This is a genomic window from Actinomadura sp. ATCC 39365 (assembly GCF_054392275.1).
Genome location: NZ_CP184335.1, coordinates 8,915,185 through 8,938,370 on the forward strand (window position 1 = coordinate 8,915,185; position 23,186 = coordinate 8,938,370).

A 23,186-nucleotide genomic window follows, 5' to 3' on the forward strand; every position below is an offset into this window, starting at 1 on the left:
ATGCATGGTCACGGCAATCGTCCACATCAAGGCCGAGGTAGACCGGATCCCGGAGGTCGCCCAGACGATCGCCGAGATCGACGGGGTCAGCGAGGTCTACTCCATCACCGGCGAATGGGATCTGCTCGCGATGGTCAGGGTCGCCCGCTACGAGGAGGTGGCCGAGGTCATCCCCGGGCGGGTCAACAAGGTCGACGGCGTCGAGCACACCGAGACCCACATCGCCTTCCGCACCTACTCCAGGCACGACCTCGACGCCGCCTTCTCGATCGGCTTCCCCGAGTCCGACTGACCCGCTCCCCGGCGATCCCCGAGATCCCCGCGGTCCCCGCGTAGATTTCCCCGTAAGTCCCCGCATCCGCTTCTGCGCCTGCGTCCGTCTTCCGCGTCCGTCTTCCGGCGTCCGTTTTTGTGTGTCCGTCTTCTGGGCCCGAGCCGTCCCACGGCCGGGCCCGACGCGTTCCCGGGGCCGAGCCGTCCCACGGCCGGGCCCGACGCGTTCCCGGGGCCGAGCCGTCCTCGGCAGGCGGCCCGGAACGCGGAACGGCCCGGACGGGGAAACCCCGTCCGGGCCGATCTCGATAGACGAAACCCTAGTGGGTGAGGCTCCGGTCGTCGCCGGAACCGATCGCGGCGTGCTCGCCGTGCTCCCCGTGCTCGCCGTGGTGCCCGTCGTCGAGCGGGATCTTCTCCCCGCCGTACGCCTTGGACATCCGGCCGCGGAGCTTGCCGAGCGGGCCGCGCATGCCCTTGGGCGGGATGCCGGAGGCGTCCTCGTCCACGGGCAGGGCCGGCACCGCCTCCTTGCCCCGCATGTGGGCCTCGAGGTCGTCGGACGCCGGCGTGTGCACCTCGATGAACTCACCGTGCGGCAGCCGCTTGATGACACCCGACTCCACACCGTGCCCGATGACCGCGGCGTCGCTGCGCTGCAGGCCGAGGCACATGCGGTAGGTGATCAGGTAGGCCAGCGCCGGCCCGACGAAGACCAGCACCCGGCCGATGTACGTCGTCCAGTTGAGGCTGACGTGGAAGTTGGCCGAGATCTCGTCGTTGGCGCCGAGCAGCCACAGCACACCGTAGAACGTCATCGCCGAGATGCCGATCGCGGTGCGGTGGGGGTTGTTGCGCGGACGGTCGGCGACGTGGTGCTCGCGGTTGTCCCCGGTGACCCACCGTTCGATGAACGGGTAGAGCGCGAGACCGGTCATGATGATGCCCATCGGCACCAGCGCCGGGATGATCACGCTCATCGGCAACGTGCCCGCGTGGGCCGTGCCGAACAGGTTCCACTCCCACGGCGGCATGAGCCGCAGCGAGCCTTCGAGGAAGCCCATGTACCAGTCGGGCTGCGAACCGGCGGAGATGTCCGCCGGCGTGTACGGCCCGAACAGCCAGATCGGGTTGATCTGGGCGAACGTCGCCAGCCCCGACACCACGGCGAGCGTGAACAGGAAATACGCACCCGCCTTGGCCATGAAGGCCGGGTAGAACGGCGCGCCCACCACGTTCTTGTTGTTGCGCCCCTTGCCCGGCATCTGCGTGTGCTTCTGCACCCACATGAGCACCATGTGAGCCGAGACCAGCGCCAGCAGGATGCCCGGGATGAGCAGGATGTGCAGCGAGTAGAACCGGGAGATGACGTCCTCGCCCGGATACTCCCCGCCGAACAGGAAGAACGTGATGTACGTGCCCACCAGCGGCAGCGAGATCGCCACACCCTCGGTGATCCGCAGACCGGCGCCGGAGAGCAGGTCGTCGGGGAGGGAGTAGCCGGTCAGGCCCTCGGCGAGCGCCAGGGTCAGCAGCAGCACGCCGATGATCCAGTTGAGCTCGCGCGGCTTGCGGTAGGCGCCGGTGAAGAACACCCGCAGCATGTGCACCGTCATGCCGGCCACGAAGAGCAGGGCCGCCCAGTGGTGCATCTGCCTCATCAGCAGACCACCCCGGACGTCGAAGCTGATCTCCAGCGACGACGCGTAGGCCTCCGACATCATGACGCCCTTGAGCGGCGCGTACGAGCCGTCGTAGGCGATCTCGCCCATGCTCGGCTTGAACCACAGCGTCAGGAACGTACCCGTGAGCAGCAGGATGATGAACGAGTAGAGCGCGATCTCACCCAGCAGGAACGACCAGTGGTCAGGGAAGATCTTGCGCAGGTTGCGCTTGAGGAAGTTCGCCCCGCCCAGACGGTCGTCGAGGAAGGTCGACGGCCCGGCGATGGCCTTCGGTACGGCGTTCAGGTCGCTCATGCCTGGCCTCCCTTCTCACGGGCCTCGGCCTCGGCGTCGCCGCGCTCCCAGTAGCTGGGACCGACGGGCACGTTGAAGTCACCCTGGGCGATCAGATAGCCCTCGCCGTCGACGGTGATGGGCAGCTGCGGCAGCGGCCGGGCGGCCGGGCCGAAGATGACCTTCGCACCGTCGGCCGCGTCGAAGGTCGACTGGTGGCACGGGCACAGGATGTGGTGGGTGGTCTGCTCGTAGAGCGCCGCCGGGCAGCCGACGTGCGTGCAGATCTTGGAGTAGGCGACGATGCCGTCGTGCGTCCAGTTCTGCTTGACGCCGCTCTTGAGCTCCTCCGGACGGAACTTGATCAGGATCAGCGTGGCCTTGGCGAGCGCGTTGAGGTCGTGCTCGTACCCCTCGGGCACCACCGACAGGATGCCGCCGGGCGAGTTGAAGTCGGCCGCGCGGATCGGCTGGCCGGTGCCCTCGACGACCAGGCGCAGCGGCTTGCCCTCCTTGGTCTTCTCACCCCAGACCGTGTGGCGCAGCAGCTTGTTGAACTTCGCGGCGGGCATCTTGGAGTTGTCGAGGTCACGCAGCAGCACCAGCGGCACCAGGCCGAGCGGCGCGGCGGCCAGCAGCAGCGTGCGGCGCATCAGCTTGCGCTTGACGAAGCCGCTCTCGTTGGCGCCCTGCAGGAACGTCTCGGAGACGACCTCGCGGTCGTCCTCGTCGGAGGCCATCGTGTGGCGCTCCTGGACCAGCGCGTACTTCGGCATGATCTGGCGGACCCAGACCACGATGCCGACCGCGAGGCCGAGGACGGCCAGGGTCAGCGTGCCGCCGAGGGCGAGGTTGGAGACCCCCGTTGCCTCAGGGCTGCCGACCTGGAACACCACGTAGGAGATGAGGAAGGCGATGCCGGCCAGGAAGGTGATCGCGAAGCAGAGCGCCACGATCTTCTCGGCCTTGCCGGCCTTCGTCTCGTCCTGCAGCGTCACGCCCGGGACGTCGCGGTCGGCGACGTCTTCCTTCTCCGCGGCGCCCAGCATCGACGTGCCCGGCGCGGGAGTGCCGATGACGCGCTTGGGCACGCGTTCGTCCGGCTGCTCGATCTCGTGCTCGTTGTCTGTCATGACTTCTGTCGCTTCTTCGCGGTGATCCAGATGGCGGCGAGGGCTAGGGCGGCGATGCCTACCACGAACGCTACGAGACCTTCGGTGACCGGGCCGATGCGCCCGAGGCCGAACCCTCCGGGGTCCTTCTGCTCACGGACCTGGGTGATGTACGCGATCATGCTGCGCTTCTCCTCAGGCGTGATCGTCGAGTCGTTGAAGACCGGCATCGCCTGCGGGCCGGTGACCATCGCCTCGTAGATCTGCGTCGGTGAGGACTCGTTGAGGTTGGGCGCGTACTTGCCCTGCGTCAGGGCACCGCCGGCGCCCGCCCAGTTGTGGCACTGGATGCAGTTGGCCCGGAACAGCTCGCCGCCCTTGCCGGCGTCGCCGAGCTTCGGGTCGACCTGCTCCTTGCCCGGGACCTGCGGGCCGCCGCCGAGCGACTGCACGTAGGCGGCGACCTGACGGGTCGACTCCTCGTTGACCCAGTGGGCCAGGGGCTTGCGCGGCGCCTGCGGGCCGGGGTTGCCGGCGGGCATGCGGCCGGTGCTCATCTGGAAGTCGACCGCCGCGGCGCCGACACCGACGAGCGTGGGGGCGGTGTTGGTGCCCTCCGCGTTCATGCCGTGGCAGCTCGAGCAGTGGGCCACGAACAGGCTCTTGCCCTCGGCCACGTCGTCGACCTTGCCTGCCGCCAGCGCCGCGTCGGCAGGCTTGCCCGCCTGGACAAAGGCGGCGTATACCATCCCGACCAGCGCCAACGCCAAAATCAGGACGGCGTATCTCGCGAGGGGATGCCGCCGCCAAGCGGTGATCCTAGTCACAGAGATCCCGTTCCTTAACGAATGATGTAGATGGTCGCGAAAAGACCGATCCAGACGACGTCTACGAAGTGCCAGTAGTAGGACACGACGATCGCGCTGGTGGCCTGCTCATGCGTAAAGCGCTTCGCGGCGTACGTGCGTCCCAGCATGAACAGGAACGCGATCAGGCCACCGGTCACGTGCAGGCCGTGGAAGCCCGTCGTCAGGTAGAACACCGAGGTGTAAGCGTTGGCGGACAGGGTCGCGCCCTCTGACGCCAGCTCGCCGTACTCGTACAGCTGACCGGCGACGAAGACCGCGCCCATCAGGAAGCTGACGATGTACCAGAAGCGGAGCTTGCCGACCTGCCCCTTCTCCGCGGCCCACACGCCCAGCTGGCACGTCACACTCGACAGGACCAGGATGATCGTGTTGACCGTCGCGAACGGGATGTTCAGGTGAGCGCCTTCTGCCTCTACGCCTGCAGGAAGGAAGGCAGGGCCCCACTCGATGCCCTTCCCCTCGCTCACCGACCGGATGGTGAAGTACATCGCGAACAGCGCCGCGAAGAACATGAGCTCAGAGGACAGCCAGACGATCGTCCCGACACTGACCAGGTTCGGCCGCCGGTACGACTGTGCTGTCGTCGTCGAAGTTATTGCGGATGCTGTCGCCACGGGCAGCATTATTGCGGCTCCGGTGTTCGGTCCGGCCAACGACCCCCCGTTAGGAGGAACAAACCGGCCATCAACCTGGGATAATTGGGACAAAACGCCTGTCAGACCCGGTGGCCTGGGATTGCATCCCGGCACAACGGTACGATCCAGGTGACCATACAGCTTCGACCGATAGCGAGCGCGACAGTGACGTCCTCTGGGAGCACCGACGACACGATGAGGGTCCTCGTCTACAGCGACGACGCCACCACCCGGGCCGAGGTCCGCCAGGCGATCGGCCGGCGGCCGGCGGCCGACGTGCCCCTCGTCGAGATCATCGAGTGCGCCACCGAGCCCAAGGTCCACCAGTGGCTCGGCTCCGGCGAGATCGACGTGGCGGTCCTCGACGGCGAGACCCAGCCCGCCGGCGGCATGGGCGTCTCCCGTCAGGCCAAGGACGAGGTCTACGACTGCCCGCCCGTCTGCCTGATCATCGCCAGGCGCGACGACCGCTGGCTGGCCGAGTGGTCCAAGGCCGACGCCGTCGTCCCGCAGCCCATCGAGCCCATGGTCCTGGCCGACACCGTCGCCGACCTGATGCGCCGCCGATCCGCCACCCGACTCAACGCGAAGTAGGTGCCCATGGACTCCCGGACGACCTGGCCTGCCCTGTTCTCCGCGCTCCTTTCCGGCGAGCACCTGTCGGCCGACGAGACGGCCTGGGCGATGCGGGAGATCTTCTCGGGCAACGCCACCTCCGCCCAGATCGCGGGCTTCGCGCTGGCCCTGCGCGCCAAGGGCGAGACGGTGGCCGAGGTGGTGGGCCTGGCCCGGACGATGCTGGAGTTCTCCACGCCGCTCACCGTCGAGGGGCCCGTCCTCGACGTCGTCGGCACGGGCGGCGACCGCGCCCACACCGTCAACGTCTCCACCATGGCCGCCATCGTGGCCGCCGCGGCGGGCGCCAGGGTCGTCAAGCACGGCAACCGCTCGGCCTCCTCGCTGTGCGGGGCCGCCGACGTCCTGGAGCACATGGGCATCAGGCTCGACCTGACGCCCGAGCAGACCGCGCGAGTGGCGCGCGAGGCGGGCATCGCCTTCTGCTTCGCGCCCGTCTACCACCCGGCGCTGCGCTTCGCCGGCCCGGCGCGCAAGGAGATCGGCGTCCCGACGGTCTTCAACTTCCTGGGCCCGCTGACCAACCCGGCCCGGCCCAGCGCCCAGGCCATCGGCGTCTACGACGCCCGCATGCTGCCGGTCATCGCCGGCGTCTTCGCCGAGCGCGGCGTGTCCGCCCTGGTCTTCCGCGGCGACGACGGGCTCGACGAGCTGACCATCACCGGCACCTCCACGGTGTGGGTGGTCCGCGACGGCACGGCCACCGAGGCCAGGTTCGACCCCGCGGTCCTGGGCATCCCCCGGGCCGACGCGGACGCGCTGCGCGGTGGCGACGTGCAGTTCAACGCCCAGGCCGTGCACGACGTGGTGGGCGGCAAGAAGGGGCCGGTGCGTGACGCCGTCCTGCTCAACACCGCGGCCGCGCTGGTCGCCCACGACGGCGCCGGCGACGACCTCGACACAGCCATGATCAAGGGCTACGAGCGCGCCACGCAGGCGATCGACTCCGGCCTGGCCGCCGACACGCTGCGCCGCTGGATCGAGGTCAGCAGCTCCTACCGCCCGTCGTGACCGTGAGCGCGCCCCTGAGGCGCGCTCACGTCCATCGGTGGTACGTATGCCCCAGGGCCCTGGCAGTGCGTCCAGGGCCTGCTCAGGGCCGGGTGACGGTCAGTCGCTCAGAAGGTGATGCTGGGGCCGTCCTTGAGCGTGCTCCACTTGAGCCACTCCTTCCAGTTCTCCTGCCAGTGGCCCCACCCGTTGGTGGGCTCCAGCTTCCGCGGCGAGCCCGTGATGATGATCGGGTCCCCGATCAGGGTGTTCTTGATGAACCAGGCCGCGTTCTCCGGGCTGACGTTCACGCAGCCGTGGCTGACGTTGGAGTTGCCCTGGGAGCCCACCGACCAGGGCGCGCTGTGCACGTACTCGCCGCTGTTGGAGATGCGCACGGTGTTGTAGACGGTGAGCTGGTAGTAGCCCGACTGTCCCGGGCCGATGCCGGGCGAGGTCATGACGGTCACCGGCTCGCGCGACATCGCCAGGTGCACGCCCGAGGTGGTGTAGTACTTCCACTGGCCGCCCTGCCCGGCGCTCATCGGCATGGTGCGGATGCGCTTGCCGTCCCGGCGGACCGTCAGCACGTGCTCGTCGGTGGTGCCCTTGGTGATCTGCGAGCGGCCGATCTTGAAGTCGAGGGTGACGTCGCGCTTGCCGTACAGGCCGGGGCCGCCGCGCACCCCGGCCAGCTTCGCCTCCAGCCGCACCTTCGTGTACGCCGGCCAGTACTCCTCCGGCCGGAAGTCCACATGGCTGTCGTCGAACCAGTGCCAGGCGCCGTCCACCGGCTTGGAGCTGCGGATGGTGAGGTTGCGCTCGACGGCCACCCGGTCGCTCACCGGCTTGTCGAAGGCGATCATGACGGGCATGCCGATGCCGACCGTCAGCCCGGTGTCGTCCCGGTTGGGAGTGATCGTCTGGATGTCGAACGTCTTGTCGCCCTTGACCGTGGTGAACGTGCTGGAGGTCTCGCTCTGCTTGCCCGCAGCGTCCACGCTGACGACGGTGACCGTGTAGCCGGCGCTCGGCCGGGCGGTGGTCGTGCTGCGCCAGCGGGTGCCGTCACCGCTCAGTACGCCCTTCAGCCGGCCCGCCTTGCCGCCGTCCACCCGGACGCTCTTGATCGTGCCGCCGTGCGCGGACACCACCACGGGCTGGTCGGTGGCCACGTTCGCGGCCTTGTCCTGCGGCGTGACCCCCACCGCCGGCTGCCGCGCGACCGCGGTCAGCTCCTTCGTCTCGTTCGCCGCGCCGCTCAGCGAGCACGCCGTGAGCAGCGCCAGGGCCAGCAGGCCGGCCGATCCATTCGCCACGCGTCTCACGAGTGACCCCCTCGCCCAAGATCCAACCTTCTCCCCCCTTATTACCCTGAGTGATCTATTCACGACATCCGTGACCTGGTAAAGAACACGAAAAAGCGGGCGTCCTCCCCTATGGGAAGGACGCCCGCTTCGAGCCGCTTGTCAGTGCGAGAAGTTGCCCCGGTAGTACTGGAACACGAACCCGATCATGGCCATGATGATCAGGAACACGCCGATGAGGAACATCCAGAAGCCGATCACGAACCCGGCGAAGGCGAAGGCCGCCGCCAGGCACAGGAACAGCGGCCACCAGCTGCTCGGGCTGAAGAAGCCGATCTCGCCGGCGCCGTCGCTGATGTCGGCCTGCTTGTCGTCCTCCGGCTGGGCGCCGATGCGCCGCGCGGTGAACATCAGGTAGTAGCCCACCATGAACGCGAACCCGACCGAGATCGCCATGGCGGTGGTGCCCACGGGCTCACCCTGGCCGGTCGCGGCCTTGGTCCAGAACCAGTAGCCGACGTCGACACCGGCGAAGAACAGGCCGCACAGCAGGAACAGCCAACCCTGGACCTTCATCAGGCCTCCACCTCCTGGGCGGACTTGGCGGACATGTGCGGGTAGTGCAGGTCGAACGCCGGGCGCTCGGACCGGATGCGCGGCAGCGAGGTGAAGTTGTGCCGCGGCGGCGGGCAGGAGGTCGCCCATTCGAGCGAACCGCCGTAGCCCCAGGGGTCGTCGACGGTGACCTTGGTCCCCGAACGCCAGGTCTTCCAGACGTTGTAGAAGAACGGCAGCGTCGAGGCGCCCAGGATGAACGCGCCGACCGACGAGATCATGTTCAGGTCGGTGAAGCCGTCGGCCGCGCTGTAGTCGGCGTAACGGCGGGGGAAGCCGACCATGCCCAGCCAGTGCTGGACGAGGAAGGTGGTGTGGAAGCCGATGAACAGCAGCCAGAAGTGCACCTTGCCCAGCTTGTCGTCGAGCATCTTGCCGGTGAACTTGGGCCACCAGAAGTAGAAGCCGGCGAACATGGCGAACACGACCGTGCCGAAGACCACGTAGTGGAAGTGGGCGACGACGAAGTAGGTGTCGCTGATCTGGAAGTCGAGCGGCGGCGAGGCCAGGATGACGCCGGTCAGGCCACCGAGCAGGAAGGTGATCAGGAAGCCGACGGAGAACAACATCGGCGACTCGAACGACAGGTGACCCCGCCACATCGTGCCGATCCAGTTGAAGAACTTCACGCCCGTCGGCACCGCGATGAGGAACGTCATGAACGAGAAGAACGGCAGCAGGACCTGCCCGGTCGGGAACATGTGGTGCGCCCAGACCGTGATGGACAGACCGGCGATCGCGATGGTGGCGCCGACCAGGCCGATGTAGCCGAAGATCGGCTTACGGCTGAAGACCGGCAGGATCTCGGTCACGATGCCGAAGAACGGCAACGCGATGATGTACACCTCGGGATGGCCGAAGAACCAGAACAGGTGCTGCCACAGGATCGGCCCGCCGTTGGCCGGGTCGAAGATGTGGGTGCCGAGCTTGCGGTCGGCCTCCAGGGCCAGCAGCGCGGCGGCCAGCACGGGGAAGGCCATCAGCACGAGCATGCTGGTCAGCAGGACGTTCCAGGTGAAGATCGGCATGCGGAACATGGTCATGCCGGGGGCGCGCATGCAGATGATCGTGGTGATGAAGTTCACCGCGCCGAGGATCGTGCCGAGGCCCGACAGGGCCAGACCCATGATCCACAGGTCGCCGCCGATGCCGGGCGAGTGGATCGCGTTCGACAGCGGCGTGTAGGCGAACCAGCCGAAGGAGGCCGCGCCGCCCGGCGTGAGGAAGCCGGACACGGCGATGACGCTGCCGAACAGGTAGAGCCAGTAGCTGACCATGTTCAGGCGCGGGAACGCCACGTCGGGGGCGCCGATCTGGAGCGGCATCAGCTCGTTGGCGAAGCCGGCGAACAGCGGCGTCGCGAACATCAGCAGCATGATCGTGCCGTGCATGGTGAACAGCTGGTTGAACTGCTCGTTGCTGGTGATCTGCAGCCCCGGCTGCGCCAGCTCGGCCCGCATGATCAGCGCCATGACGCCGCCGATCAGGAAGAAGGCGAACGACGTGATCAGATACATGTGCCCGATGATCTTGTGATCAGTCGAGGACATCCACTTGGCGATGATCTGGCCCTTGGTGACGGGCCGGACCGGTGCGCGAAGCGGTTCTTGGATGGCGGTCACTGGGCACTCCCAGCCTGGGTCGCGATGTACTGGTCGAACTCAGCCTGCTTGACGAGCTTCACCGAGAACAGCATCCGGCTGTGGTCGACGCCGCACAGCTCGGCGCACCGGCCGGCGTAGACGCCCACGCGGTTGTCGCCGAGCGTCTTGATCTCGAACTTGCGCCCCGGGTTGCCCTCCGGGATGCCGGGGATGATGTCCCGCTTGAACAGGAACTCGGGCACCCAGAACGAGTGGATCACGTCGTCGGTCGAGAGGTCGAACTCGACCTTGGTGTTCGTCGGCAGGACCAGCTGAGGGCCCTGTTGGTAGTCGTGCACCGGCATGCCGGCCACAGGCTTCGTCGTCTTGCCGTTGTAGGTCGTGGTGAAGCGCCAGCTCCACTGGTACGCCTCGACCTTGACCTTGACGGGCGCGTCGCCGGCGACGTCCGTGAGGGCCTTGCTGTCGCGGGCGGTGAAGAAGAAGAACACCGAAACCATGACGAGCGGGACCACGGTGTAGAGGATCTCGATCGGCAGGTTGTAGCGCACCTGGGGCGGCAGCTCGGCCTTCCCCTTGCGCTTGCGGTGGAAGATCGCGGCCCAGACGATCAGGACGATGACGACGACGCCCGTGGCGAGTGCGGCGATCCAGGCCCCGTTCCACAGAGACTGAACGACCTTGGCCTGCTCGGTCACGCCCTCGGGCAGCAGGCCGGTGGACCAGTCGACCTTGGGAACGTCATTAGCACACGCCGTAGCAGTGGCCAGCAGCAACGCCAAAGCGGCGGCGCGCGGCACCCTGCGCCGGGCCAACGAACGCCGCGTCGTACGGCGAGTCGGACTCACGGATCGCCTACCCCACAGATGAAGCCCAAGAGTCTTTCCCTTGGGTGCTCGTATTTCCAAATGCACAGCTGATTGCAGACACATTAGCGTGCAGGTGTCCCGCCCTACCGCGCGACCCCTCGATGGCGCCGCAAGTGGGACGATGGGTCTCGTGGCGTATTTCGACGCGGCCTCGAGCGAGCCGCTGCACCCTCAGGCACGCGAGGCGCTGCTGGCGGCGATCGACGTCGGCTGGGCCGACCCCGCGAGACTGTACACCCAGGCCCGCCGCGCTCACCTGCTGCTGGAGCAGGCCCGCACGGAGGTGGCCGAGGCGCTCGGCGCGCGCCCTGACGAGGTGTCGTTCACCTCGTCCGGCACGCAGGCCGCGCATCTCGGCGTGCTCGGCACCCTACACGGCAGGCGCAGGGTCGGGCGTCATCTGGTCACCGGCGCGGTCGAGCACTCCAGCGTGCTGCACGCGGCCGGCGTGCACGAGCGCGACGGCGGCACGGTCGAGACGGTGGGCGTGAATCTCGAAGGCCGGGTCGACCTCGACGCGTTCGCGCGGGCTGTCGCGGCTCCCGGCACGGCGCTGGCCTGCCTGCAGACGGCCAACCACGAGGTGGGCACGGTGCAGCCGGTCGCCGAGGCCGCCGCCGCGTGCCGGGCCAACGGGGTGCCGCTGCTGGTCGACGCCGCCCAGACGGCCGGCCGCATGCCGATCCCGCCCGGCTGGTCGGTGCTGACCGCGAGCGCGCACAAGTGGGGCGGCCCGGCCGGGGTGGGCGTGCTGGCGGTGCGCAAGGGCACCCGGTTCCGCTCGTTCCTGCCCGAGGACGAACGCGAGCGGCGGCGCGTCCCCGGCTTCGAGAACGTGCCGGGCATCGTGGCCGCGGCGGCGGCACTGCGCGCGATGAGCGCCGAGGCGGCGCAGGAGCAGGCCCGGCTGTCCACGCTCGTCGCCAGGATCAGGGAGACCGTGCCGAAGGTCGTGCCGGACGTCGAGGTCATCGGCGACCCCGTCGGCCGGGCGCCCCACATCGTGACCTTCTCGTGTCTCTACGTCGACGGCGAGGCGCTGCTCACCGAGCTGGACAAGGCCGGTTTCGCCGTATCGTCCGGAAGCTCGTGCACCGCTAGTACGCTTCGTCCATCGCACGTCCTCGAAGCGATGGGCGTGCTGACGCACGGGAATGTCCGGGTGTCGCTGCCCAGGGGCACGTCCGCGGCCGAGGTCGACCGGTTCCTGGCCGTGCTGCCCGACCTGGTGCGCCGCATCCGGCACGACGCAGGAGTCGCATGACCGAGGTAACTCAGCCGTCATTGACGATCGACGCGCTCGGGAAGAAGTGCCCGATCCCGATCATCATGCTCGCCGAGCAGATCAACCACGTGCCGCTCAACGCCGTGGTGGCGGTGCTGGCCGACGATCCGGCGGCCTACACCGACGTGCCGGCGTGGTGCCGGCTGAAGTCCCACCGCCACGTGGCCTCGTACGAGCTGCCCGAGGGCGGCTGGGCGATCCACGTGATGCGCAACTACTGACGGTTTGTGGGTAGGGCCCTCCCCTGACGGCACATCGACCATTCGGGGGAGACCATGGCCAAGGGGAACGAGACCGCCCGTGACGTGATGAGCACGGGCGCGGAGTGCATCGCCACGCACGAGACGCTCGACCGGGCGGCTCAGATGATGCGCAACAACGACGTGGGCGCGCTGCCCGTGTGCGGGCCCGACGACCGGGTGACCGGCATCATCACCGACCGCGACATCGTGATCAAGTGCATCGCGGCCGGTCACGACCCCGCGCAGGTGACGGCGGGCGAGCTGGCGACCGGCCTGGTCTGGGTGACGGCGGACGCCACCGTGCAGGAGGCGCTGTCGCGCATGGAGCAGAACCAGATCAAGCGGCTGCCGGTGCTGGAGAACGAGCGCATCGTCGGCATGATCAGCGAGGCCGACCTCGCCCGGTGCCTGCCGGACGACCAGCTCGCCGAGTTCGTGCACCGGGTGTACGCCAAGCGCTGACACCCGACGGGGATCGCCCCGCCAGCGCCTGCGGCGGGCGGGGCGTACGGCTGTCAGGGGTGGTAGCAGCGCACGTGGTCGGCGATGTCGGCCGCGGCCTCGGCGCCGTAGGCGGCCGTGAAGCGCTCCAGGAAGACCTTCTGTCCCAGCTCGTACTCCTGGCCGCCGACGCGCTCCAGCACGTGCGTGGCCGTGAGGTTGCCGATCTGGCCGCAGCGCTCCAGCGGCAGACCCCAGGCCAGGCCGGACAGGAAGCCGGCGCGGAAGGCGTCGCCGACGCCCGTGGGGTCGGCCTTGCCGCGCTCGGGGGCCGGGGCGACCTGGATGGACGGCTCGCCCTTGCGGTCGATGACGGCGCCCTTGGGGCCGAGCGTGGTGACGCGGACGCCGACCCGGTCGAGGATCTCCTCGTCGGACCAGCCGGTCTTCTGCTCGATGAGCCCCTTCTCGTAGTCGTTGGAGAACAGGTAGGCGGCGCCGTCGACGAGCTGCCTGATCTGCTCGTCCTCCATGCGGGCGAGCTGCTGGGAGATGTCGGCGGCGAAGGGGATGCCGCGCTGGCGGCACTCGTCGGTGTGCCGCAGCATCGCGTCGGGGTCGTTGGGGCTGATCAGCACCAGGTCGAGGCCGCCGACCCGGGCGGAGACCGGCTGCAGCTCGATCAGCCGCGCCTCGGCCATCGCCCCGGTGTAGAAGGAGGCGATCTGGTTGTGGTGCTCGTCGGTGGTGCACAGGAAGCGCGCGGTGTGCTGCGTCTCGGAGATGTGCACGGACTCGCAGTCGACGCCGTGGCGCTCCAGCCAGGAGCGGTAGTCGGCGAAGTCGTTGCCGACGGCGCCCACCAGGATCGGCTTGAGGCCGAGGCAGCCCATGCCGAAGGCGATGTTGGCCGCGCAACCGCCGCGACGGATCTGAAGGTCGTCGACCAGGAACGAGAGCGACACCCGGTCGAGCTGCTCGGCGATGAGCTGATCGCCGAAGCTTCCTGGGAACGTCATCAGGTGGTCTGTCGCGATGGAGCCGGTTACGGCGATGCGCACGGGATTCTTCTTCCTCGTTGTCAGCAGGCCAATAAGCCCCACGAGAATACGCGAAGGTCCCGCTCGCACAAAGGCGGGCGGGACCCCACAGGCCGAAGCCGTGACCCCTTAGTTGAACGAGTCGCCACAGGCGCAGGAGCCGGTGGCGTTGGGGTTGTCGATGGTGAAGCCCTGCTTCTCGATCGTGTCGACGAAGTCGATGCTGGCGCCCAGCAGGTAGGGGGCGCTCATGCGGTCGGTGACCACGCTGACACCGCCGAAGTCCGTCACCACGTCACCGTCCATGGAACGGTCGTCGAAGAAGAGCTGGTAGCGCAGGCCGGAGCAACCACCCGGCTGCACGGCGACCCTCAGCTGCAGACCTTCCTCACCCTGCTGCTCCAGCAGGCTCTTGACCTTCGCGGCGGCCGCGTCAGTCAGGATCAGGCCCTGCGTCGTGGTCTCGCTGCTCTCAACCGTCATCTGCTGACTCCCTAACCCGGCTGTCTGTTTCCGACGTCCTACTGATGACGCTACCAACACCTCGCCCATGCCACACATTCCCGGGTCCCCCTACCCCCGGAATAACCATGTTCGTCCATGTGTCATAGTGAGTATCGTCAAAACGACGATAAGGGGGTATGGCGATGGCCACCCAGACTGGGCTGCCGCTCTTCGTCCTCGGGCAGGGCGCCGATCCGCACAGCGAGAAGGGCGTCGACTGCCCTGGCGAGCTGCCGCCCGCGTCCGACCCTGACCTGGTCGAACGCGCCCGCAAGGCCAAGGAGGCGCTGGGCGACCGCCTGTTCGTGCTGGGCCACCACTACCAGCGCGACGAGGTCATCCAGTTCGCCGACGTGACCGGCGACTCCTTCAAGCTCGCCCAGCAGGCCGCCGCGCGGCCCGAGGCGGAGTTCATCGTCTTCTGCGGCGTGCACTTCATGGCCGAGTCCGCCGACATCCTCACCGGCGAGGCCCAGAAGGTGGTGCTGCCCGACCTCGCCGCCGGGTGCTCCATGGCCGACATGGCCACGTTCGACCAGGTGGAGGAGTGCTGGGAGGCCCTTGAGGACGCCGGTCTGGCCGGCGAGGTGGTCCCCGTCACGTACATGAACTCCAGCGCCGACATCAAGGCGTTCTGCGGGCGCAACGGCGGCGTGGTGTGCACCTCCTCCAACGCCAGGAGGGCCCTCGACTGGGCGTTCGAGCAGGGCCGCAAGGTGCTGTTCCTGCCCGACCAGCACCTCGGGCGCAACACCGCGGTGCTGGAGATGGGCATGTCCCTGGAGGACTGCGTGGTCTGGAACCCCCACCGCCCCGGCGGCGGGCTGACCCGCGAGCAGCTCGACCGGGCGCGGATGATCCTGTGGAAGGGCCACTGCTCGGTGCACGGCCGCTTCACCGCCGAGTCCGTCGACGACGTGCGCGCGCGCATCCCCGGCGTGAACGTGCTGGTCCACCCCGAGTGCCGGCACGAGGTGGTGCTCAAGGCCGACCACGTGGGCTCGACCGAGCACATCATCAAGACCCTCCAGGCCGCTCCCGCCGGGTCGAGCTGGGCCGTCGGCACCGAGCTGAACCTGGTCAAGCGGCTGGCCGCGATGTTCCCCGACAAGAACGTGTCGTTCCTGGACCGGACGGTCTGCTACTGCTCCACGATGAACCGGATCGACCTGCCGCACCTGGTGTGGGCGCTGGAGTCGCTGGTGCTGGGCGACGTCGTCAACCGCATCACGGTGGACGAGGACACCGCCCACTGGGCCAGGGTCGCCCTGGACCGCATGCTGGCGCTCCCGTAAGAAGGCTCCCGCGGCGAGGAGCGCCCGCCCTCGCCGCGGGCCCGGCACAGTGTCGGCGCTGCTAGGCGAAGTCGTAGCCGACGCGGACGCCGACGGTCAGCGTCTGGCGGCCGGGGCTGACCGAGGACGCGCTCTCGGCCGCCGCGGCCATCGTGACCAGCGGCTGCGGGCCGCCCCTGACCTCCTCGGAGATCGACACGACCGGGCCGAGCGGGCGGCCGGCCAGCTCGGCGTAGTGGGCGGCCTTGGCCGCGGCGTCCCTGAACGCCCTCGTCCTGGCCTCGCCGAGCACCGACGCCGGGTCGGACAGCTCGAAGGCCACGCCGTTGAGCCGGGCCTCCTCGCCCACGCCGGCGACCGTGTCGATGACGGCGTCGGCCCGCGTCAGGTCCCTGACGACCACCTCGACGCCCTGGGCCGCCCGGTAGGCGGAGACCTTCGGGTAGACCTCGTACTCGGGGCCGAGCGAGAGCTCGACCGTGCGCACGTCGTGGGCCGCGACGCCGGCCCCGGCCAGCGCGTCGGCCAGCCGGGCCGCGGCGGCCCTGACCGCCGTGAACGCCTCGGACGCCGACGCCCTGCGCACCTCGACGCCCGCCAGCAACCGCAGGACGTCGGGCGCGGCCTGCACGCTGCCCTCACCGACGACGGAGATGTCCACGCCTGCCCCCTAAGACTGGGTTCGCCTCGATCCTACGGGCGTGTCCTGCCCCCGCCCACGGCCGGTTCACACGGCGTCGACGATCGCGCCCGGATCGTCCAGCTCGACCTGGTGCCCCGAGCCCGGCAGCAGGACCAGCTTGGCGTCGAGGCAGGCCGCCAGGCTCTGCCTGCGGGCGTCCCGGACGCCCGCGCCGAGCACGGTGACCGGGATGTCGGGAAAGGGATGACCGGCCCGGATGTCCCGGAGGTCGGCGGCCATGTCGCGGCGGGCCAGCCACTCCCCCGCCACCGCCGCGGGCACCTTGCCCATCCGGTACACCCCGAAGGGGTCGCCCATGCCCGTGACCAGGCGGTGCGCCGGCGGCCCGGTCAGGCGGGCCAGCACGTTCGCGCCCCACGTGCCGCCGAGCGCGGGCAGCCACTCGCCCAGGGCGGTGGCGAGCGCGAGCGGCCGGCGCACGGGCGTCGGGCTGGGGTCCACCAGGACGAGCTTGGCCACGCAGAGCGGGTGCAACCGGGCGAACGCCTCGGCGTGCCAGCAGGACAGGCCATGCGCGACCAGGGTGATCTGGGACGGTTGCGCGGGGGCCAGCGCGGCCAGCCGGGCCACCTCGCCGTACAGGGTGGGCCGGTCGGTCGCGGGCGGGCTGAGGCCGAGCCCCGGACGGTCGAAGCGGACGACCCGGTGGCAGGCGGCCAGACCGGCGGCCACGGCGTCCCAGTGGAACCAGGCGCCGCCGAGGCCCGCCGTGATGAGCACGCCGGGGCCCGCGCCCTGGTCGAGGACGTGCGGAGGGCCGCAGGGGGCCTCGTCGTCATCGTGGACGAGCAGCCTGAGCGCCACGTACACGACCCAGACGGCGACCATCGTGAGCTGGATCCGGTGGGCGACGCCGGCCAGCCGCCCGGCGGCCAGGGCGGCCAGCATGAGCCCGGTGGCCCCCATGTTCAGGCCGGTGAACAACCACGACACCCACGAGCGCCAGCGCGCGGAGAGCACCACCATGGCGGTCAGCACGGCCGTCGTGGCCAGCGCGCCGGCCACCATGTGGAGCCGGTGCGAGACACCCTCGCCGCGGCAGGTCGGGTCGCTGAGCACGGCGCAGTCGAGCGGGACCAGGCCGGAGACGGCCGTCAGCAGCCCGAAGGCGGCCAGCGCCAGCCAGCCGGCCCACTCGCGCGCCACCCTGGGCAGCGTCGCCACGGCGGCCAGGCAGGCCAGCCCGGACAGCACGTCGCTGACCCGGAACAGGCGCGTCCATGGCTGGTCACGGGCGGCCAGCTCGCTCACATAGCCGTCGGTCCGGTCGACGGCGGGCGTGGTGAACTGCCCCGTGATCCAGGCGCTGTACAGCACGGCCGCCACGATGAGCGCCGAGGCCACGGCGACGAACAACCTTCGCTCCACGTGATGATTAGAACACCATCCGTGGTCAAAGGCCCGGAGCACCCCATACCGGGAACCATCGGGCGAGGTCGGCCTCCAGCGGCAGCTCGCCGTCCAGGACGCCTCTGGCCTGCAGTTCGAGGGCGTTGTCGCGCCTGTTCCCGGGCAGCGGCGCGAACGGGTAGAACGTCCCGCGCTTGTACAGATAGACGACCGCCAGCCGTCTGCCCGCCGGATCGGCGAACGACACCAGCGAGCACAGCAGCGAGGGCCCGAACCCGGCCGACTCCAGCGAGGAGTTGACCGCGTGCAGCTCGGTGACCAGGTCGCCGACGTCGTCCGGCGCGCGGCGGACGAGCAGCCAGGTGTAGCCGTAGCCGTCGTCGGACTCCTCGACGCGCCCACCGAGCAGCGCCTTGACGTCGCTCTCCACCGTCGCGAACGCGCCGCCCTCCGCGGCCCTGAACGACACCGAGCCGAGACCGGTGGGGACGAGACCGGTCGCGGCCTGGAGCGTCACGGCGGCGGACGGCAGCGCGAACAGCGCGTCGAGATCGGGCTTGACCGGCTTGGACCGGCCCAGCAACGAGTCGAGCCAGCCCATACGGCCTCAGCCCCTTCCGAGCTGCTTGGAGACGGACGCGAGGAGTTCGAGCCGGCGCTCCAGCGGCGGATGCGTGGAGAACAGGTTCGCCAGCGTCTCCCCCTGGCCAGGGCCGGGGCGAAGTAGAAGGCGTTGAACGGCGCCGCCTCGCGCAGGTCGGTGGTCGGGATCCGGGCCATGTCGCCGGTGACCTTGGTCAGCGCGCTGGCCAGGGCCGAGGGACGCTGCGTGAGCAGGGCTCCGGCCCGGTCGGCGGCCAGCTCGCGGTAACGCGACAGGGCTCTGGTGAGCAGGAAGCTGACGGCGTACACGACGATCGAGACGAACATGATGATCAGCCCGACCGGCACGCCGCCCTGGCCGTTGTCCCGGCGCCCGCCGAAGCCGGCGTACAGGGCGAACCTCGTCATCAGCCCGGCGACGATGCCGAGGAACGAGGCGATCGTCATGACCGCGACGTCGCGATGGGCGACGTGCGACAGCTCGTGCGCCAGGACGCCTTCGAGCTCCTGAGGCTCCAGGCGGCGCAGGATGCCCGTCGTCACGCAGACGACGGCCCGCTTCTGGTTACGGCCGGTGGCGAAGGCGTTGGGGACGTCGGAGTCGGCGATCGCCACCCGCGGCTTGGGCATGTCCGCCAGCGCGCACAGCCGGTCGATCAGGCCGTGGAGCTCGGGGGCCTCCTGTGGGGAGACCTCCCGCCCGTGCATCGCGAACAGGGCGATGCGGTCGGACAGGAAGTACTGCACCAGCAGCAGCCCCCCGGCGAGCACCAGCACGGTCAGCGCGCGCACGCCGAGGGCGATCAGCACGCCGACGAACGCCACGTAGAGCAACCCCAGCAGGAACATCGTCACGACCATGCGGCGGGTCAGGCCGCTGTCGGACGCGAACCGCGTGCCCACGGGGCTCAGCCCGGGATGAGGCCTTGGTCGCCCAGCATCTCCCGGACCTCCTCGATCGAGGCGTCCGCGGGGGAAGGATCAGCTCTGACGGCTCAAGGCTGTCGTCGGGAAGCGCCTTGCCCACATGGCGCACCTTGTCGAGCAACGCGTGCAGCTTGACGCGGAAGGCCCCTTCGTCACCGGTCTCGATGGCGGCCTCCAGCTCGCTGTCGAGCTCGTTGAGCACCGCGATGTCGTCCGGCGAGATCTCCACCTGGCCCTCGCCCATGATTCTGACGATCATGCGCCCTCCCCGGGCTGACGCAGCTGCTGGGTGTGACCCTGCTGCGGCTGGGGCTGCTGCTGCGGCTGGCCCTGCTCGATGGCGCTCTTCGGCGCCGGGCCCTGGCCCAGCTCGGCCTTCATCCGGGCCAGCTCAAGCTCGACGTCCATGCCGCCGCCCATGCGGTCGAGCTCGGCCTGGATGTCGTCGCCGCGGGTGCCGCTGAAGTCGTCGAGCGCGCCACTGGCCAGCAGCTCGTCGATCGCGCCCGCGCGGGCCTGCATCTGCGCCGTCTTGTCCTCGGCGCGCTGGATCGCCAGGCCGACGTCGCCCATCTCCTCGGAGATGCCGGAGAACGCCTCGTTGATGCGCGTCTGGGCCTCGGCGGCGGTGTAGGTCGCCTTGATCGTCTCCTTCTTCGTGCGGAAGGAGTCGACCTTGGCCTGCAGCCGCTGGGAAGCCGTGGTCAGCTTCTCCTCCTCGGCCTGCAGGTTGTCGTGCTGGACCTTGAGGTCGGCCATCTGCCCCTGCAGATTGGACCGCCGCTGCAGGGCCTCGCGCGCAAGGTCCTCACGCCCGACGGACAGCGCCTTGCGGCCCTGCTCCTCGTAGCGCCTGGCCTGGGCCTCCAGGCCGTTGATCTGCAGTTCTACCCGCTTGCGCGAGGTCGCCACGTCGGCCACCCCTCGACGCACCTTCTGCAGCAACTCGAGCTGCCGCTGATAGGAGTAGTCAAGCGTCTCGCGCGGATCCTCCATCTTGTCCAGGGCCTTGTTGGCCTTGGACTTGAAGATCATCGAAAGTCTCTTCATCACGCTCATGCGCGTCGGCCGTCCCCTTCTAGGTCGTGCTGGTGTTCACCCAATGCAGCGCAGCCGCCTTGGGATTACCCTACGCATAACGCACGGGGGCGTCACTAAGTTGCAGTCCAGGTAGGGTTGACGTGTGTTGCGACGCCGATCCCAAACCTCCGTGGACGACACCCCCGTCCCCGTTGACGATCCTAAGCCCCAGGGTAAAGGTCGTCCCACACCCAAGCGCCGGGATGCCGAGGGCAGACGACGCCAGCCGGTCTCCGCGCCGAAGGACCGCAAGGAGGCCTATCGGCAGATGCGCGCCAAGCAGGCCGCCGAGCGCGACCGGGCCCGCAAGGGCATGCTCGCAGGTGACGAGCGTTATCTTCCGGTTCGCGACAAGGGCCCGGCGCGCAAGTTCGCGCGCGACTGGGTCGACTCGCGGCGCCTGCCCAGCCAGTACTTCCTGCCGTTCTCGCTACTGATCCTGCTGGCGACCTGGATCCCGTGGCCGATCGAGATCCGCGCCAAGGTGCTCAACATCGTGATCGCGGTCGGCTGGCCGATCATGATGATCGGCGTCCTGGCCACCTCCCTCTACGTGGCATGGAAGGTGAAGAAGGAGGTCGCGGCCAAGCTCCCGAACGAGAGCGTGAAGGGCGTCGGCTTCTACGCGGCGATGCGCGCTTTGCAGATCCGCAAGCTACGCTTCCCGCCGCCCACGGTGCTGCCGGGCGGTCGGCCCGCGCCGCCCAAGAAGTAGCCCCGTTCTCCCGATTTTTCGGGAAAGCGGCTTATCGGCGACGCCCGCGTGCCCATCACCGTCCGGTGGTGGGCACTCGTGCTTCCTGCCTTCCCGCGTCTCGCCCGCTCAGCGGGCCGGCTTCCAGCGCAGGACGCCGCCGGTGACCACGGGGCGGCGGCCGTCGATCGCGCCGCCCCGTTCGAGGGCGTCGGCGACGGTCCGCAGCAGCGTGTACGACGACCGCAGCCGCCTGCCCGTGACCCCGGCCACCGTCCCGCCGGCCGAGCTCACGGTGGCGTACGCCGTGGCGCCGTCGACGGCGGTGTAGGACAGGATCGGGATCAGCAGGCCGTCCCATGACCCGGCCGGGCGGCGGGCGCACATCTCGCGCCAGGCGTCCCTGATGCCGCGGACGGTGAGGTGGTCGCGGGCCCCGGGGCGGAAGCCCAGGACACCTGCACCGCGCGCGCCGTTGTGGCGCAGCAGGGAGGCGCGCAGGGCGTCGGGGAAGTCCACGCCCATCTGCGACTCGGCCACGGCGATCGTGCGCGCCCTGACCGGGCCGCCGAGCGTGCGGTACGTGCGGGGGCGTTGCTCCTGAGCCAGCGTTCGATACGCCGCCACTGGGCGTCCACGGCCCGCTTGACGTCGGGCGCGACCCTGCGCGGGTCGATCGGCCGGCGCCGGGGCGCGCAGTTGGGCGCCTGGGCGGCGGAGACGGCGGGCGTGGGCAGCGCGGTCGCCACGGGGTCGGCCGGCGGCTCCACGGGCGTCAGGGGCTCGCCGACGGGGGGCTCCAGGGGCTCGGCCTCGTCCGGGGGCGCCTGCTGCTCGGCGACGGCGCGCATGAGGGCCTGGGCGTCGCGCTGCGCCGACGTGCCCATCAGGGCGAACGCCAGCGTCAGGGTCACGACGACCCCGATGGCCAGCCACAGCAGGGCCGTCCGGGCGCCCCGCGGCCGCCGGGCGGCAGCCGGTACGGACGGCGGCGGCTCGGCCCGCGGCAGGCGGGCCCGGCGGCGCAACCGCACCGCGAGGGCGATCAGGACGGCCGCGGTGAGAGCCTGGCGGACGAGCTTGAGCACGTCGCGCACCCTATCCCGAATCGAATCGGCTCATGTGACGCTCTAAGGTCGAACGTATGGAATTCCGACACCTCGGCCGCAGCGGTCTCATGGTCAGCGAGATCAGCTACGGCAACTGGCTCACCCACGGCTCCCAGGTCGAGGAGGACGCCGCCAAGCTGTGCGTGCAGGCGGCGCTCGACGAGGGCATCACCACCTTCGACACCGCCGACGTCTACGCGGGGACGAAAGCCGAGGAGGTGCTCGGCCGGGCGCTCAAGGGCGTCCGCAGGGAGTCGCTGGAGATCTTCACCAAGGTCTACTGGCCCACCGGCCCCGGCAAGAACGACCGCGGGCTGTCCCGCAAGCACATCACCGAGTCGATCAACGCCTCGCTGCGCCGCCTCCAGACCGACTACGTCGACCTGTACCAGGCCCACCGTTTCGACAACGAGACGCCCCTCGAGGAGACCCTCAAGACGTTCGACGACCTCGTCCGCCAGGGCAAGGTGCTCTGCGTCGGCGTCAGCGAGTGGACGGCCGAGCAGATCGGCCGGGCGCTGAAGATCGCCGACGAGATGGGCTTCGACCGGATCGTGTCGAACCAGCCGCAGTACTCGATGTTGTGGCGGGTCATCGAGGAGGAGGTCGTGCCGCTGAGCGAGCGCGAGGGCCTCGGCCAGATCGTCTGGTCGCCGATCGCGCAGGGCGTGCTCACCGGCAAGTACCTGCCCGGCCGGCAGCCTCCGCAGGGCTCGCGGGCGACCGACGCGAGCGGCAGCGCCATGATCGCGCGGTACATGAACGACGACGTGCTCACCCGCGTGCAGGAGCTGCGGCCGATCGCCGACGACCTCGGCCTGACCATGGCCCAGCTCGCCGTGGCCTGGGTGCTGCAGAACCCGAACGTCTCCAGCGCCATCGTCGGCGCCACCCGCCCCGAGCAGGTGCGCGACAACGTCAAGGCGGCCGGCGTCAAGCTGGAGGACGACGTGCTCAAGCGCATCGACGACGTGCTCGGCACGGTCGTGGAGCGCGACCCGGCAAAGACGGTGAGCCCCGCCATCCGTCCGTGACCCGGAAAACG

The 23,186-nt window shown here is 69.6% G+C and carries 24 protein-coding genes and 2 pseudogenes; 9 read left to right on the top strand and 17 right to left on the bottom strand.

Annotated features, from left to right (window positions below):
• Positions 1-4 precede the first annotated feature (4 nt).
• Positions 5-292 (top strand): Lrp/AsnC family transcriptional regulator, encoded by a 288-nt coding sequence (locus ACNF49_RS43035; protein WP_125630767.1) that lies wholly within the window; start codon positions 5-7, stop codon positions 290-292.
• A 301-nt stretch (positions 293-593) separates the two neighbouring features.
• On the opposite strand, the gene qcrB is transcribed toward ACNF49_RS43035, so the two are convergent.
• The 4 genes from qcrB to ctaE are packed head-to-tail and all read right to left on the bottom strand — an operon-like array spanning position 594 to position 4,835.
• Positions 594-2,252, bottom strand: a complete 1,659-nt coding sequence (gene qcrB / locus ACNF49_RS43040; RefSeq protein ID WP_357967707.1) for a cytochrome bc1 complex cytochrome b subunit — start codon at positions 2,250-2,252, stop codon at positions 594-596.
• Positions 2,249-3,364, bottom strand: coding sequence for a cytochrome bc1 complex Rieske iron-sulfur subunit (qcrA, locus tag ACNF49_RS43045; RefSeq protein ID WP_357967705.1), 1,116 nt, complete (start codon positions 3,362-3,364; stop codon positions 2,249-2,251). The genes qcrB and qcrA overlap by 4 nt, the downstream gene beginning before the upstream one ends.
• On the bottom strand, positions 3,361-4,170 hold the full coding sequence (qcrC, locus tag ACNF49_RS43050) for a cytochrome bc1 complex diheme cytochrome c subunit (protein WP_357967702.1): 810 nt from the start codon (positions 4,168-4,170) through the stop codon (positions 3,361-3,363). The genes qcrA and qcrC overlap by 4 nt, the downstream gene beginning before the upstream one ends.
• 14 nt (positions 4,171-4,184) lie before the next feature.
• Positions 4,185-4,835 (bottom strand): aa3-type cytochrome oxidase subunit III, encoded by a 651-nt coding sequence (gene ctaE, locus ACNF49_RS43055; RefSeq protein ID WP_357967700.1) that lies wholly within the window; start codon positions 4,833-4,835, stop codon positions 4,185-4,187.
• 207 nt (positions 4,836-5,042) lie between these two features.
• On the opposite strand from ctaE, the gene ACNF49_RS43060 reads away from it, so the two are divergent.
• Positions 5,043-5,441 (top strand): hypothetical protein, encoded by a 399-nt coding sequence (locus ACNF49_RS43060; RefSeq protein WP_357967698.1) that lies wholly within the window; start codon positions 5,043-5,045, stop codon positions 5,439-5,441.
• A 6-nt stretch (positions 5,442-5,447) separates the two neighbouring features.
• Positions 5,448-6,494, top strand: coding sequence for an anthranilate phosphoribosyltransferase (trpD, locus tag ACNF49_RS43065; RefSeq protein WP_482941332.1), 1,047 nt, complete (start codon positions 5,448-5,450; stop codon positions 6,492-6,494).
• Between the two features lie 107 nt (positions 6,495-6,601).
• On the opposite strand, the gene ACNF49_RS43070 is transcribed toward trpD, so the two are convergent.
• The 4 genes from ACNF49_RS43070 to ctaC all read right to left on the bottom strand — a co-directional run bounded on the left by ACNF49_RS43070 (position 6,602) and on the right by ctaC (position 10,814).
• Positions 6,602-7,801, bottom strand: coding sequence for a L,D-transpeptidase (locus ACNF49_RS43070; RefSeq protein ID WP_357967693.1), 1,200 nt, complete (start codon positions 7,799-7,801; stop codon positions 6,602-6,604).
• A gap of 141 nt (positions 7,802-7,942) precedes the next feature.
• The gene (locus ACNF49_RS43075; RefSeq protein ID WP_357967690.1) at positions 7,943-8,356 is read right to left on the bottom strand and encodes a cytochrome c oxidase subunit 4; all 414 of its coding nucleotides are present in this window, start codon (positions 8,354-8,356) and stop codon (positions 7,943-7,945) included.
• Positions 8,356-10,017 carry an aa3-type cytochrome oxidase subunit I gene (ctaD, locus tag ACNF49_RS43080; protein ID WP_357967688.1) on the bottom strand — a complete coding sequence of 554 codons (1,662 nt, stop codon included), beginning with the start codon at positions 10,015-10,017 and terminating at the stop codon, positions 8,356-8,358. Before ctaD ends, ACNF49_RS43075 begins: the two co-directional genes overlap by 1 nt.
• A complete protein-coding gene (gene ctaC / locus ACNF49_RS43085; RefSeq protein WP_482941333.1) occupies positions 10,014-10,814 on the bottom strand; it encodes an aa3-type cytochrome oxidase subunit II in 801 nt (266 codons plus the stop codon). The genes ctaD and ctaC overlap by 4 nt, the downstream gene beginning before the upstream one ends.
• A gap of 175 nt (positions 10,815-10,989) precedes the next feature.
• On the opposite strand from ctaC, the gene ACNF49_RS43090 reads away from it, so the two are divergent.
• Genes ACNF49_RS43090 through ACNF49_RS43100 form a run of 3 tightly spaced genes read left to right on the top strand, consistent with a single transcriptional unit; the run spans position 10,990 to position 12,857 of the window.
• Positions 10,990-12,132 carry a cysteine desulfurase family protein gene (locus ACNF49_RS43090; RefSeq protein ID WP_357993074.1) on the top strand — a complete coding sequence of 381 codons (1,143 nt, stop codon included), beginning with the start codon at positions 10,990-10,992 and terminating at the stop codon, positions 12,130-12,132.
• Positions 12,129-12,374, top strand: a complete 246-nt coding sequence (locus ACNF49_RS43095) for a sulfurtransferase TusA family protein (protein WP_352353344.1) — start codon at positions 12,129-12,131, stop codon at positions 12,372-12,374. Before ACNF49_RS43090 ends, ACNF49_RS43095 begins: the two co-directional genes overlap by 4 nt.
• 54 nt (positions 12,375-12,428) lie before the next feature.
• Positions 12,429-12,857 (top strand): CBS domain-containing protein, encoded by a 429-nt coding sequence (locus ACNF49_RS43100; protein ID WP_357967681.1) that lies wholly within the window; start codon positions 12,429-12,431, stop codon positions 12,855-12,857.
• Between the two features lie 53 nt (positions 12,858-12,910).
• Here the strand turns inward: ACNF49_RS43100 and ACNF49_RS43105 are convergent, their stop codons facing one another.
• Together ACNF49_RS43105 and erpA are read right to left on the bottom strand one after the other, a co-directional pair.
• Positions 12,911-13,897, bottom strand: a complete 987-nt coding sequence (locus ACNF49_RS43105; protein ID WP_357967678.1) for a carbohydrate kinase family protein — start codon at positions 13,895-13,897, stop codon at positions 12,911-12,913.
• Positions 13,898-14,005: 108 nt separating this feature from the next.
• Positions 14,006-14,359: an iron-sulfur cluster insertion protein ErpA gene (gene erpA / locus ACNF49_RS43110; RefSeq protein ID WP_125630793.1), complete on the bottom strand. Its 354-nt coding sequence runs from the start codon at positions 14,357-14,359 to the stop codon at positions 14,006-14,008.
• Positions 14,360-14,517: 158 nt separating this feature from the next.
• On the opposite strand from erpA, the gene nadA reads away from it, so the two are divergent.
• Complete coding sequence (nadA, locus tag ACNF49_RS43115) at positions 14,518-15,675, top strand: quinolinate synthase NadA (RefSeq protein WP_357967676.1); 1,158 nt, start codon at positions 14,518-14,520, stop codon at positions 15,673-15,675.
• Between the two features lie 61 nt (positions 15,676-15,736).
• Here the strand turns inward: nadA and ACNF49_RS43120 are convergent, their stop codons facing one another.
• The 6 genes and pseudogenes from ACNF49_RS43120 to ACNF49_RS43145 form a co-directional block, all read right to left on the bottom strand.
• Complete coding sequence (locus tag ACNF49_RS43120; RefSeq protein WP_357967674.1) at positions 15,737-16,336, bottom strand: SIMPL domain-containing protein; 600 nt, start codon at positions 16,334-16,336, stop codon at positions 15,737-15,739.
• A 66-nt stretch (positions 16,337-16,402) separates the two neighbouring features.
• The gene (locus tag ACNF49_RS43125; RefSeq protein WP_482941334.1) at positions 16,403-17,746 is read right to left on the bottom strand and encodes an alpha/beta fold hydrolase; all 1,344 of its coding nucleotides are present in this window, start codon (positions 17,744-17,746) and stop codon (positions 16,403-16,405) included.
• Positions 17,747-17,771: 25 nt separating this feature from the next.
• Complete coding sequence (gene pspAB, locus ACNF49_RS43130) at positions 17,772-18,329, bottom strand: PspA-associated protein PspAB (RefSeq protein ID WP_482941335.1); 558 nt, start codon at positions 18,327-18,329, stop codon at positions 17,772-17,774.
• A gap of 6 nt (positions 18,330-18,335) precedes the next feature.
• Positions 18,336-19,192, bottom strand: a pseudogene (htpX, locus tag ACNF49_RS43135) (zinc metalloprotease HtpX).
• 47 nt (positions 19,193-19,239) lie between these two features.
• Positions 19,240-19,517, bottom strand: a pseudogene (gene pspAA / locus ACNF49_RS43140) (PspA-associated protein PspAA).
• Positions 19,514-20,293, bottom strand: a complete 780-nt coding sequence (locus tag ACNF49_RS43145) for a PspA/IM30 family protein (protein ID WP_482941336.1) — start codon at positions 20,291-20,293, stop codon at positions 19,514-19,516. The pseudogene pspAA and the gene ACNF49_RS43145 overlap by 4 nt, the downstream one beginning before the upstream one ends.
• Before the next feature lie 175 nt (positions 20,294-20,468).
• Here ACNF49_RS43145 and ACNF49_RS43150 point away from each other — a divergent pair, with 175 nt between their 5' ends.
• On the top strand, positions 20,469-21,053 hold the full coding sequence (locus tag ACNF49_RS43150; RefSeq protein ID WP_357967663.1) for a DUF3043 domain-containing protein: 585 nt from the start codon (positions 20,469-20,471) through the stop codon (positions 21,051-21,053).
• Positions 21,054-21,161: 108 nt separating this feature from the next.
• Here ACNF49_RS43150 and ACNF49_RS43155 read toward each other — a convergent pair whose 3' ends face one another.
• Positions 21,162-21,659, bottom strand: coding sequence for an SMI1/KNR4 family protein (locus ACNF49_RS43155; RefSeq protein ID WP_482941337.1), 498 nt, complete (start codon positions 21,657-21,659; stop codon positions 21,162-21,164).
• 517 nt (positions 21,660-22,176) lie between these two features.
• On the opposite strand from ACNF49_RS43155, the gene ACNF49_RS43160 reads away from it, so the two are divergent.
• Positions 22,177-23,175, top strand: a complete 999-nt coding sequence (locus ACNF49_RS43160) for an aldo/keto reductase family protein (protein WP_482941338.1) — start codon at positions 22,177-22,179, stop codon at positions 23,173-23,175.
• Positions 23,176-23,186: the final 11 nt, after the last annotated feature.